This window comes from Alkalinema pantanalense CENA528, from assembly GCF_050753345.1.
GTDB lineage: Bacteria > Cyanobacteriota > Cyanobacteriia > Leptolyngbyales > Leptolyngbyaceae > Alkalinema > Alkalinema pantanalense.
On record NZ_JBLZFX010000001.1, the window covers coordinates 64,059 to 77,451 of the forward strand.

At 50.3% G+C, this 13,393-nt stretch carries 7 protein-coding genes; 1 reads left to right on the forward strand and 6 read right to left on the reverse strand.

Going from position 1 to position 13,393, the window contains the following annotated elements; genetic code table 11:
- Positions 1-45 precede the first annotated feature (45 nt).
- Positions 46-1,860, reverse strand: a complete 1,815-nt coding sequence (locus ACN4EG_RS00285) for a TolC family protein (protein WP_431627082.1) — start codon at positions 1,858-1,860, stop codon at positions 46-48.
- A 613-nt stretch (positions 1,861-2,473) separates the two neighbouring features.
- A complete protein-coding gene (locus ACN4EG_RS00290) occupies positions 2,474-3,952 on the reverse strand; it encodes a glycosyl hydrolase family 57 (protein ID WP_431627083.1) in 1,479 nt (492 codons plus the stop codon).
- Between the two features lie 339 nt (positions 3,953-4,291).
- On the opposite strand from ACN4EG_RS00290, the gene glgA reads away from it, so the two are divergent.
- Entirely contained in the window at positions 4,292-5,767 is a 1,476-nt protein-coding gene (gene glgA, locus ACN4EG_RS00295) for a glycogen synthase GlgA (protein WP_431627084.1), read from the forward strand.
- A 221-nt stretch (positions 5,768-5,988) separates the two neighbouring features.
- On the opposite strand, the gene ACN4EG_RS00300 is transcribed toward glgA, so the two are convergent.
- The 4 genes from ACN4EG_RS00300 to psbA all read right to left on the reverse strand — a co-directional run bounded on the left by ACN4EG_RS00300 (position 5,989) and on the right by psbA (position 13,241).
- Positions 5,989-6,468 (reverse strand): YqhA family protein, encoded by a 480-nt coding sequence (locus ACN4EG_RS00300; RefSeq protein ID WP_431627085.1) that lies wholly within the window; start codon positions 6,466-6,468, stop codon positions 5,989-5,991.
- A 229-nt stretch (positions 6,469-6,697) separates the two neighbouring features.
- Positions 6,698-9,730: an excinuclease ABC subunit UvrA gene (uvrA, locus tag ACN4EG_RS00305; RefSeq protein WP_431627086.1), complete on the reverse strand. Its 3,033-nt coding sequence runs from the start codon at positions 9,728-9,730 to the stop codon at positions 6,698-6,700.
- Between the two features lie 90 nt (positions 9,731-9,820).
- Positions 9,821-12,001 carry a tetratricopeptide repeat protein gene (locus ACN4EG_RS00310; RefSeq protein WP_431627087.1) on the reverse strand — a complete coding sequence of 727 codons (2,181 nt, stop codon included), beginning with the start codon at positions 11,999-12,001 and terminating at the stop codon, positions 9,821-9,823.
- A 157-nt stretch (positions 12,002-12,158) separates the two neighbouring features.
- Complete coding sequence (gene psbA / locus ACN4EG_RS00315; RefSeq protein WP_431627088.1) at positions 12,159-13,241, reverse strand: photosystem II q(b) protein; 1,083 nt, start codon at positions 13,239-13,241, stop codon at positions 12,159-12,161.
- Positions 13,242-13,393 lie beyond the last annotated feature (152 nt).

Consider the following 13,393-nt stretch of genomic DNA (forward strand, 5'->3'; position numbering starts at 1 on the left):
GGGCAGGGGGCAAATATTAATCCCCAGTGAGTCAAGAACCGTGCATTATTCCCGAGCAATATTGCTGATAGCGCGTCGGAGTTGGGCCAGCGATCGGTTATAGCCAATGATGGCGCTGAGGCGGTTGCCCTGGGCGCGGGTTAGATCGGTTTGGGCGTTAATCACATCGGTTTGGGTACCCACCCCTTCCCGGAAACGGATCCTGGCAAGATACAGCGCCCGTTCCGCTTGGGTAACGGCTAGGGTTGTAGTCTCAATGCTGGCGGCGTTGGCTTGCAGATTTGCGTAGGCTTGTTCCACTTCAAAGCGAACCACATTGCGAGTTTGGGCAAAGCGAGTTTCGGCAATCTGCTTGTTAATTTCCTGCTGCTTGGCTTGGGCACGGGCACTGCCGCCGTCGAATAACGACCAACGCGCCACAGCAGACAGGCTATAACCGTCGGAGAAACCGGGCACCGGCTGCTCAAAAATTTTCAGAAGATTATAGTCGGCTTGCACACTGAGGGTGGGGCCAAGGGTAGCCAGAGCCGCTTTACGCTGGGCTTCGCTGAGTTCTCGTTGTACCAGTTGGGTTTCCAGTTCCGCCCGGTTTTTATAGGCAGCAATAATGCTTTCTTCGAGGGAAAGTTTCCATTCGCCTGCTTTCTCCACGGGGTCAGCCGCAAGGATTTCCGCAAACTCTGGCAGGCTGAGTAACTGCGCCAGTTGGCGACGGCGAATCGTCCAGTTGGCCTGGGAGTTGGTTAATTGCTGTTGGTTATTGGCCAGTTGCACCTGCGATCGCAGCACATCAAAGCTCGTGCCCAAACCTGCCCGCAGTAACTTTTGGCTATCGCTCAAACTTTGTTGGGCATTTTCCACCGCCGCTTGGTTAATCCGCACCTGTTCTTCGGCGTCCTGTAGGTCGTAATAGGCACTGGCTACATCAAACTGAATTTTTTCCTGGGATTGCTCTAGCGCCAGTTCAGCGGTGCGCACCTGTTTTTCTGCCGCGCGGATTTGGGCTGGCCGACGACCGGAGGTGTAGATATCGTAGTTGAGTTGGATTTGGGTGTTGAGGCTGGTAACCGGTTGGTCGTCCCCTGGGTCTGGGGCTTGCTGAAATACCCTTTGGGCAGGGCTCAGGCGATCGAAGGCAATGCGTTGGGAACGCAAAGAAATTTCAGAACTGGCATTCTCCGATCGGGTGAAGGTCCCTTGCAGTTCCAGGGTGGGAAAGAGGCTAGCTTGAGCCTGACGCAGGGCTGCCTTGCTGCGCTCCAGTTCCAACTTGCTGACTTGAATGTCTCGATTATTGCGTTCCGCTAATTCCAGCGCTTGGTTCAGCGTAATGGGTTGCGCTCCGGCTAACTTAACCTCTTCTGTTTTAGTCGGAAACAGCAACGGGTTTGCATGGGGATTCAGCAACTCTGGCGCAGGAGCCTTCCGCTGTTCTTCAGTGAGCAAGGATTTCCGTTCTTGAAGTGTGCCCGGTATGGCGGGTTGAACGGATGGCGTTGATAGGTTGGGTTGCGTCTGAGTGGGTTGATTCTGGCTGGGCGGTAAGGGGGTACTGGAATTGGGAGCAGACGACTTGGACGGGGTGGCCGGGACGATATTGGAATTGCTGGGGGAGTTGTTAGGGGAAGTAGTCGGTTGGGTTTGCTGGAGAGAACTGGGCAGCGACATAATTTGGGGAGAAAATTCCTCCGGGGCATTCGCTGCTGCTAGCAGCTTCCCTAAATTAGGGGACTGGATCTCAGAGGATGGCTGGCTCAAAGGCTTTTGCGGATTGACCGACTGGGCAGAACTAGAACCTGCATGACCTACGGTGATTAATGCACCGACCCCTGCAAGAAAGAAAAGATGCGATGTCTTCATACGAACCTGGTTAAACCCAAAGCGTCAACAGCAAATAGCGGATAGATTGCAGCAAACACAACCTTAAGCAGGATAGCGCTTGGAATGGAGGATCGGCAAAAATCTTCGCAGGATTTGGGCAGTTAGGGCTTGGAAAAGGCCCGATTGCCCAGCATCTTGTCTCAATCGCCAATATTTCTCCCTCGATCGCTCTAGCTCAGTTGCGAGTATTACTGTCTCTATCGGACGGTAAATCGCCTATGTAAATTGCTCATGTAGATTGCTTACGTCAGTTGCCAATGGCTCTTTTCCAACGATGATTCATGTTTTAAAAAGAGCATGGGTTCCTGCAATGGACCAAAGTTCGATTCCTATCCTATCTCACGTGCTTCAGCGATCGGGGCCAGACTAATAAAATAGCGCGCTCAAGCACTGGCCCCCAGAACGGAGGCCCAAAAATTTGGAGCGCGAGAAAAGATGAACTGGCCCCATGGGTTGCATTTTCTAGGATGCATAGTCCCATGCTGAGCCAGTTCCACTAGGCTATCTATTATCTCCTTTGAGTCAGTGGGAGGGGAGATCGGGCCGAAGGTTCTAAAGTGGTGAATCCTGACGATTTCCCCCCAATCAGTCCTTACGACTCGATCAGGGCTATCCCTCGGCGGTACAGTTCCCGCGCATAGTCCGTCCAAGCCCCTTGGCCCCAATAGCGGAAGCAACTGGTTTCCGTCAGCAATACATAGAGTAGTGCGGCCTGGTAAGTGGGATTTTGGGTGAAGCTAGGATTTTCTGCCACCTGCCGATCGAACTTGGCGTGGAATTGGGCACTGAGCTGGTTCATCGGCTCTAGGACATTGTCATAGCCCCGCACCCAACTCAAATCGTTTGTCCAAGAAGCACCATCCATGCTGAAGCGGTGATCCTCCTGCTTCAGAGCCGCGATCGCCTGTTCCACTTTTTCAGGGGTTGCCGTAGCCGGATCCACCCGTTGCCAGATTTTATGCTGCTGGACAGCCTGCACCTTGGGATAGTCGTCGGGGCTGACGCCTGCCGCTTCAATCAGTTCCAAATACTCAGTTCCGTTAAACCCGACGGTGCGGTTACCCGCCTCATGAATGTTGTGCCAAACGGGTTGAAAGTCGCGGGGGAACTCATTCATCATGACGCCGCCGTTTTCACCATCGGCAATCTGTGAGACCAGGGACGGCACTTCGATCGCGCCAATCCGCTGCCTTCCCCGTCCTTTGGCTTCGTGGTAGGGCTGCATTTGGGCAACTAGCTTAGTGTCCGAACCCTGGGTTTTGATCAGTGCGGTGATGCTGACGGTTTCTCCATGGGAGTTGCGGGCTACCAATTGGTTTGGAATGTACTTTTGATCCTGGGGAACACCGGAGCCGTCTAGATTTTCGATCGAATGCTCCTGTACCAAGAGCCATTTATAGCCACAGTCTTTTAGGGCCTTGATGTACTCATATAAGGTATCGGGGTGGTTGGGCAGGTGCATTTCGGGCGGCGAGAAACCTTTCACCCGCTTCAGTGCATCGAAGCCAAACATTGCAGCAAAGTGGTGCTGCCAAGCTCGGATGTGCAGTTTGATATCGGGAATGGGGGTAGACGGCACAACCGCATGGCTCCACATCGTACCCAGCCACTCGACATGGGGCCAATATTTCGCATTGCAGGTAATCGTCTTCAGTTTGTCGAGGATGTCATCTCGCCCCATCTGGCGCAGTCCCCAGAGCAAGTTGCCGGAATAGTCCAGCATGATGCGAGGGTTACAGCCGCTCTCAACCAGTTCAGGAATAAAATCGCCCATGCGGGAATAGCACCAAGCAAAGACACTGGCGTTGTGGTTATCGCCTTCGCCTTGGTGCTCAAACATGTGTTGCAAATTGCAAATCAGTTCCCCATGCGCGCCAGCGGGAATTGTCGGCTGATGCATGTGGAGGGCGCAGGCAAAGCCGGAATGAATCTCGTCTAAACGCAAATTGGAAACGGGGAGGAAGACGGGATCGGAATGGTTAGTAACGGCACTGATTTCCGATTCGAGACCGCAAATGTTGGGCAGTCCGGCCCGAATTTCCTCTAGTGGAGAGGTGGCAACAGCAGTCATGGAAGCTCCTTTTAGTGGGTGCTTGTGTAGCCTGTGCGATCGTAGAAGATCCCGATTTCAACGAGATTAAATTAGCCTATGGGATTTTGCCAGAACCATCAGAATTCCGACAGTAAAACCCATCACCCAAGCGACAGGATGGGCACAGGCCAATCATTTCCAGCGTAGCGGTGATTACTGAATTTTCGGATTACCCTACAAAAATCAATGTTTCGTATCAGAGATACTTATCTAATCTCTTTCCTTAATTTCGTTTGCCACACTACTAAATGTAATGAGGTATTCTGTTTCAATAGGTTCGTAAAAATTGACATTTATTAAATAAAAGAGGTGTGTTGGATGTATATCGTGCAGATTGCCTCTGAGTGCGCTCCGGTAATCAAGGCTGGTGGCTTGGGTGATGTGATTTACGGCCTCAGTCGCGAGTTGGAAAGCCGGGGTCACTGTGTGGAACTGATTCTGCCGATGTACGACTGCATGCGGTATGACCATATTTGGGGCCTCCACGAAGCCTATCGAGAGCTATGGGTGCCTTGGGATAATGGTAAAATCCACTGCTCAGTTTTTTGCGGTTGGGTGCATGGTTGCCTCTGTTTCTTTATTCGCCCCCACTCCTACCAAGATTTCTTCGATCGGGGAATCTACTACGGTGCCTCAGATGACAACCTGCGGTTTGCGTTCTTCAGCAAAGCGGCACTGGAGTTTCTGCTGGTATCGAATAAGCGACCTGATATTATTCACTGTCACGATTGGCAGACAGGATTAATCCCTGTAATGCTGTACGAAATGTATGCATACCACGGGATGGATAGACAACGGATTTGCTACACCATTCACAACTTTAAACATCAAGGAATTACAGGTGCAGAGATTTTGTCGGCGACTGGATTGAACCGACATGATTATTATTTCCAATACGATAAGCTTCGAGATAACTTCAATCCCTTTGCAATTAATTGCATGAAGGGTGGAATTGTTTATTCTAATTACGTGAATACGGTTTCGCCTCACCACGCTTGGGAAGCTAGATTTTCGGGGATTAGTTATGGCTTAGGTCATACGTTGGAAATGCACCAGGATAAGTTTAGTGGAATTCTGAATGGAATTGACTACGATGTCTGGAATCCAGAAAGCGATCGCTACATTCCCTATCACTACTCCTCTACAACTTTTGCTGAGAAACAGAAAAATAAACAAGCTCTGCGAGAGCGCTTAATGCTGGACAATGATCATGACAAACCGATCGTGGCTTACATTGGTCGCTTGGATGATCAGAAGGGTGTGCATTTAGTTCACCATGCGATCTATTACACGCTGCATCGTGGCGGACAGTTTGTCCTGCTGGGTTCGGCAACAGAACCAGGAATTAACGCCTACTTCCAGCATGAGAAATATTATTTGAATGACAACTCCGATTGTCATTTAGAGCTTGGGTTTAACGAGGAATTGTCTCACCTGATCTATGCGGGTGCCGATATGATTGTGGTGCCTAGTAACTATGAACCCTGTGGCTTAACCCAGGTGATCGGTTTGAAGTATGGTGTGGTACCGATCGTTCGAGGGGTGGGCGGTTTGGTGAATACGGTCTTTGATTGGGATTACGACCAAGAACATCCCCCAGAAAAGCGTAATGGATTTGTTTTCTATCAAACCGATCCTCAGGCATTGGAGTCGGCAATGGGACGTTCCTTTGATCTGTGGTACAACAATCCTGAGTTATTCCGTAAATTAGCCCTTCAAGGGATGGAATACGATAACTCCTGGAATCTTCCTGGCGAACAGTACCTCAGCGTGTACGAGCACATTCGCGCTTAATTCATACAATTAGGAGCCTACAAATTGTAGAACAGGAATTATAAGCAAGGGGACGATCGACGATCGTCCCCTTGCTTTTCATAAATTGGCAATCTTTGGCAGTCTATGGATTTGAAGGCATCCATGACCCACTTATCCCTCTTATCCCTGAAATTACCAACAGTTCCTAGAATTGACTTGGTAGTGATTCTCCAATCTAGCAGCCAATGCTTTGAAGCACTCTAGTTAGATTTCCTAGCTTTCTTACCACTCAAGAAATAGGTTAATGAAGCAATTACCAACGCAACACTTGCACCAAAGGGCAAAATCGTCGCTTCGCCATCCCATCGAACAGCTTGTCCCAAAAACAACACGCTGAGTACAACTACAACAACACTTGTTAATTTACCTTTGAGATCATCAATGTCGTGGATTTCCAACCACTCTGGAACCTTAACCCGATCGTCGATAAATAGCTCATACAATCCTAATGCTGTAATGTAAAATACAGTGGAGAGCCAAAAGAGATCCATAATTTCAATACAAGATAAAACCAGCGTTTTTGCTCCCTTGCTGGAAACAGCACCTTCTGTAAATATCTGAAGAACCGTAGTTACGGTTTGTAGCGCCCCATAGATCATGACCGTTACAGAAGCGATAAACGAAAAGAAGACAGCAATCATAATCAATTGCCGACTGCTAGCTAACACACGATGAAACATAAGCAATAAGAGTACAAATACTCGGTTAAAGGACTTAATAAAACTCGTTATCCTGAAAGGACTGGCATTTGCAGGATGAGATTAACGACTTTCAGTACAGGACATTCTCAAACTGTAAAGAGTCTACCGTATTTCAGATCGAGACCTATCTACCTCTGTACAGGAGAAGTTTGCTTGCCAATTCTGCATAGAGACTCTCTGGAACTGAAACGATCGTGTTTCCTCGCAATCAAGGCCCTATCTGTTGCACAGGATACTGTTCCAATACCAGTTTCAAATACTCTCCTGTGTAAGATCCAGATACCTGGGCCACTTCATCTGGCGTTCCCACGGCAACCAGTTCCCCGCCCCGATCGCCCCCTTCCGGCCCCAAATCAATGATCCAATCGGAACACCGAATCACATCTAGATTGTGCTCAATCATCAGCACTGAATTACCTTTGTCCACCAAACGCTGCACTACATCGAGTAGCTTGTGCACATCGTAAAACGATAATCCCGTCGTCGGTTCATCAATCAGGTACAACGTCTTACCCGTGGCCCGCCGGGACAATTCCGACGCCAGCTTCACCCGCTGCGCCTCCCCCCCGGATAGCGTCGGAGCCGTCTGCCCAATTTTCATGTAGCCCAGCCCCACATCGTACAGCGTTTGTAGCCGTGTTGCGGCCTGGGGAATATTTTGGAAAAAGGCCAACGCTTCCTCCACTGTCATATCCAAAACATCGGAAATTGACTTGTCTTTAAACTTGACTTGCAGCGTTTCCCGGTTGTAGCGCTTGCCTTTACAGACCTCACACTGCACATACACATCCGGCAGAAAGTTCATCTCAATCACATTGACGCCCTGCCCCGAGCAGGCTTCGCAGCGTCCGCCCTTGACGTTAAACGAGAACTGCCCTGGCTTATACCCGCGTGCTTTGGCCTCGATCGTTCCGGAAAAGACATCGCGAATCACGTCAAAGACCCCCGTGTAGGTGGCAGGATTCGATCGCGGGGTGCGGCCAATGGGTGACTGATCAATCACGATCGCCTTATCTAGGGTATCCAGTCCCAAAATCTTTTCAACGGCCTTGGGAAACGGCACCTTATGGCCAAAGTGGTGCTGAATCGCAGGATGGAGCAATTCATTGACCAGCGTAGACTTGCCCGACCCGGAAACCCCCGTAATACAAACCAATTTGCCCAGGGGAATTTCCACATTGATATTGCGCAAATTATTGCGAGTCGCACCCTGAATCACCAGCGATCGGCCATTGCCTTCCCGCCGTTCCGCTGGCGTCGCAATCACCCTCCGTCCTGACAAATAGGCCCCCGTCAGCGAGTCTTCCGCCTGTAATAAATCCTCCACATTCCCCTTAGAGACAATGTGCCCCCCATGCACCCCCGCCCCAGGACCAATATCAACTACGTAATCCGCAGCGCGAATAGTTTCTTCATCATGTTCGACAACGATTAAGGTATTACCTAAATCCCGCAATTTTGTCAGGGTGTTCAACAGTCGCGTATTATCCCGTTGATGCAAACCAATACTCGGTTCATCCAAAACGTACAACACACCCGTCAATCCCGATCCGATCTGCGTTGCCAACCGAATCCGTTGGGCTTCCCCGCCGGAAAGGGTCATGGCAGGCCGATCGAGGGTGAGATAGTCCAATCCCACATCCAACAAAAATTGCAACCTTGCTCGAATTTCCCGCAGCACCAGATCCGCAATCTTGGCCTGTTTTTCCGTCAGTTGCATATCATTGACCCGGCGCAGGCACTCCCGAATGGACACCCCCGTTAAGTCGTGAATGTGATACTGCCCAATTCGCACCGCCAACGCTTCCGGCTTCAGGCGATAGCCCTGACAGTCTTCGCAGGTTTGATCGATGAGGTATTGCTCTAACTTTTGCTTGTAAACATCGGAAGTCGTTTCCTGGTATTGCCGCTCCAGCATGGGCAGTGCACCCTCATAGCGGCGATGGTAGCCCTTGGCTTCCCGATAGCGGGATTCCGTTTGTATCCAGATCGGCTCCGGAGAACCGTGGAGCAAAATTTCTTGCTGGTCTTCCGTCAGCTTTTCCCAGGGCGTTTGAATATCAAATTCGTAGGCTTCTGCCACACTGCACAGTAGCGATAGATAGTAGGTGTTATCCTTGTCCGACCAAGGCGCGATCGCGGCATAGACGGGCAATTTGGGATTGGGAATGATTAAATCGGGGGAAAACTTGCGTAAACTTCCCAACCCATGGCAATTGGGGCAGGCTCCATAGGGGGAGTTGAAGGAGAATAACCGAGGCGATAACTCCTCCATGACTGCGCCATGTTCCGGGCAGGCAAAGTTTTCCGAAAAGACAAGATCGGCGATCGGTTCCGCCACCGTGCCATAGCTTCCCCCAGCTTCAGCAGCCTTGAGATCGCTCGATTTCTGGGTAGTGGGCAGTTCTACAACGTTGTTTTCCTTCTGTTTTTCATCTTGCAGAATGTTGATGACTGCGATTCCGCCGGAATGTTTTAAGCAAGTGCCCAGGGAATCCACTAAACGCTCTTCAATTCCCGCTTTCTTAATTAATCGATCGACGACAATTTCGATGTCGTGAAATTTATTTTTTTCCAGTTCGATCGAATCGCTCAGTTCCCGCACTTCGCCATCAATCCGTACTCGCGCAAAGCCTTCCGAGGCCAAGCTAGAAATTAATTTTTTATGCGTCCCTTTTTTTCCCCGCACCACTGGTGCGAGAATTTGAAACTTGGTTCGGTCTGGTAAATCCATCACCCGATCGCACATTTGGTCGATCGCTTGGGGCGCAATGGAGCGATCACACTCGGGGCAATGGGGCGCACCAGCTCGGCCAAACAGCAAGCGGAGGTAGTCATAAATTTCCGTCACTGTTCCGACAGTGGAACGCGGGTTATGGGACGTAGACTTTTGGTCAATGGAAATGGCTGGACTCAGTCCCTCGATCGCGTCCACATCCGGTTTATCCACCTGCCCCAAAAATTGCCGCGCGTAGGCACTCAGAGACTCCACATAGCGCCGTTGCCCCTCTGCAAAAATCGTGTCAAAGGCCAGCGAAGACTTCCCCGATCCAGACACGCCTGTAAAGACAATTAACTGCTCGCGGGGCAATTCTAGATCAATATTTTTCAAGTTATGCTGTCGTGCCCCTCGGATGCGAATCGTATTGGATGGGTTGCTGCGAGATCCGACACTGGGCAACCGATCGCTCAGGACACTTGATGTATCAGGCTTAGAGGACTTACCGGAACGCTGCGCCATCGTGACACTGGGGGAAAAGGGCTTATTGATTCTATCGTCCCAAGATAGTGCATGGGTACCGCAATCTAGAAATTTCCTCCCCCCTTGACCTTAACGCCTCGATCGATAGCAATCTAAATGGGCTTGGAGCTGCTGCTTGCGCTGGGCATATCCCGGCTGTTGGGCGTTGGGATACTGGTCAATTAAGGTTTGGGCGGCGGCGATCTGCTCCGTTTGTGAATAGAGTTGCACAATGGCCTCTAAATCATCCGACGATCGCTCCGATTCTGGTAATTGTGTCCACACCTTGGCCGATCGATCGAGGGTCATGACAGCCTCTTGAACTTGTCCCCGACCCAGGTAAGCTCGGACAAGGCGGGGGGCCGTAAACAAAAAGCTCCGAGGTGGATGATATTGCGCAACGAGGTCAATGGCGGATTGAGCAATCGCAAGATCGCCAACAGCCAGGGCTGTAATGATCAAATTATCAATATTCGTCTCTTTCAACGCCACTGTCGGAATGGCTTGAAACGTCTTCCAAGCGGGCAAAAGTTGCCTTTGGTCGAGAAATTGCTGAACGATCGCGCCCAGAACCACCTGGGGATTGGGAGCCGCCTTCGCCCACTGCACGGCCAATTTCCGGGAAGCTTCGGCGGCGTCCTGTTGCGCCATTTGAACCTGGGCTATGGAGATCGCAGCGTAGGCTTGGGCACGGGTATCAAGTTCTTTAATACCAGCGGCGATCGCTGTCGTTTTCGTCAGAATGGTTTGGGCTGGGGTCGTTTGGCCTTGGCGATGGAGCGTGGCTGCCACTTGAGCCAATGTGGCGATCGCAGGAGAATAGGCCGGATATTTGCGAGGAATGCGTTCAGCAATGGCAACGGCTTTATCGGGTTTAGCCGTTTCTGCATAGGCGATCGCCAACTGCTGCAAAAGATCAATCCGGGCCTCGGGATCGGATTTCAGTAATCGTTGAATCAAGGGTTCAATGGCATCCAAGAGATCTAATTTCTGGGCAAGGGGAACTAAGCGAAATCCCTTAGCATCGATGCGGTTGAGCGGAATGAGACGAGCCATTGCTACCTTCACTTCTGGCAGGTAACCCTTCTCTGCCATTTGCCATAACAAATAAGTTGTATCCCGATTTTTGAGTTGTATAGCGACTTGAATCCATTGTTCTATCGCCTGGGAGGCTATTTTAGGTTGATTTCGTTTACGATATTCGCCAGCAACCGTTAGTAAATGATCAAATTTTCGATCGGGCTGATCTTTTTGTAATGCGTTCAGAATTCGATCGGGACTACCGCCTGCCTTGAAATAATTTTGTAGGAACGGTGTTTCTTGATCTAATAGTTCATTCTGAATCGATTTCCAGGATTTATTAAATAACTGATCAGCAATTTGGGGCTGTTTCGCTTTTTCATAGGTCGCAATGACATCACCATATCTATGATCGTCAAAGTGAATATACCCTTTCAGGATGGCATCCAGATAGGGCTTCGCTTTTTCTAAGCGGTTAAGTTTCACATAGCCAATGACTAGTTCAGGCTGTAACGTTTCTGGCTTTTGAGTTTTGGCAAAGCGATCGAAGAGGGCTAAGGCTTTCGTCTGATTCCCAGCAGATTGGTAAGCTTGGGCTAAGCGCAGGATCAGCTCTGGATGAGTGGCAGTGATCGTTGCTTCAAGTTGGGGGAGTCTAGGGGCGATCGTTGTACTTTGGCCTAGGTCAGTGGCGGCCTTGAGTAATACGGTAAAGCGACGTTGATTCGCCGCAACTTTCAGCTCAGCTTGTAACGCTTGGTCTAACAAGGCACCCGCTCGATTGCCTTGGCCAAGGCGTTGATAGTATTTGGCTAAGTTGGCAAACAAAACATCTCGATTCGGCTCGTTGGTCAGAACGGCGATTTTAGGTACAAGCCGATCGGAAGTTGCGATCAATTGACTTCTTTGTAAAGCAGATAGCTCGGGCAGGATTTGTTCTACTTCCGCAATCGTTGGGGATTCAGGCGGACGAGCCGTAGGGTTGCTCACTAGCAATTGAAAGAGACGGGTACTGATACCTTCATCAAAATTTGCAGGTGCATTGGCGATCGCGTTCAGTTCATCCTGTAATTGAGCAATCCGATCGATTACCGTGGACTGAGCTAAGGGCTGGGCCGGATACCATTGCCAGTTGGCTCGATCGATCGCAATCACATTCTGGCAAGTGAGGGTCTGGGCTTGGGTCGAACGGAGAGGAGCCACGATCGGAGCCAGAAAAACCAGGCTAAGTAGGACGCGGAACAGGCTCATGGGCGATTTCTATCCAGATCAGGTCTGTGGAACAAATACCCTAACTACTTGTTGCATTTCGGAAATCACCGCCAACACCAAAAGCCCCCATCGAGTAACTCGATGGGGGCTTTCGATTTATCAATCAACTAATCTCAAGCTAAAACCGCAGAGGGCATTAACCATTGATAGCAGGTGCTTGCAGTGCTACAGGTGCAGACTCGCCAGATGCCAAGTCCAGAGGGAAGTTGTGAGCATTACGCTCGTGCATCACTTCCATCCCCAGGTTAGCCCGGTTGATCACATCCGCCCAAGTACCCACCACACGACCTTGAGAGTCAATGATGGATTGGTTGAAGTTGAAACCGTTCAGGTTGAAGGCCATCGTGCTCACGCCCAGAGCGGTGAACCAGATACCCACCACCGGCCATGCACCCAAGAAGAAGTGCAAGGAACGGCTGTTGTTGAACGATGCATATTGGAAAATCAGACGACCGAAGTAACCGTGAGCTGCCACGATGTTGTAGGTCTCTTCTTCTTGTCCAAACTTGTAACCGTAGTTCTGAGACTCAACTTCAGTGGTTTCACGAACCAAGGAAGAGGTCACCAGAGAACCGTGCATGGCGGAGAACAAGCTACCACCGAAGACGCCAGCCACACCGAGCATGTGGAAGGGGTGCATCAGGATGTTGTGCTCTGCTTGGAAGACCAACATGAAGTTGAAGGTCCCGGAGATACCCAGGGGCATCCCGTCGGAGAAGGAACCTTGACCGATGGGGTAGATCAAGAAGACTGCGGTTGCTGCTGCCACAGGTGCAGAGTAAGCCACGCAGATCCAGGGACGCATACCCAAGCGGTAGGACAGTTCCCACTCACGACCCATGTAGCAGAAAACGCCAATCAGGAAGTGGAAGATCACCAACTGGTAGGGGCCACCGTTGTACAGCCACTCATCGAGAGAAGCTGCATCCCAAATGGGATAGAAGTGGGTACCAATTGCGTTGGAAGAAGGGATAACCGCACCAGAGATGATGTTGTTACCGTAAAGCAGGGAGCCTGCAACGGGCTCACGGATGCCATCGATGTCCACGGGGGGAGCTGCGATGAATGCAATTACGTAGCAGATGGTTGCAGTCAGCAAGGTGGGGATCATCAGGACGCCGAACCAACCGATGTAAATCCGGTTGTTGGTGCTGGTTACCCAGTTGCAGAACTGTTCCCACAGGTTCGCACTCTCGCGGCGCTGTAGTACTGTTGTCATGGTTCTGTAATGATTGCGGAAATCAGGTATGTATATGTGGTGTTAACCACACTTCATATAGTAGCGGATAAATTAAGGAATGTAAAGAGTGTTAAGAAATTTTTCTAATTTTGTTACAGCCATCCTCAAATCTACCGACAGCAAGCATTTCA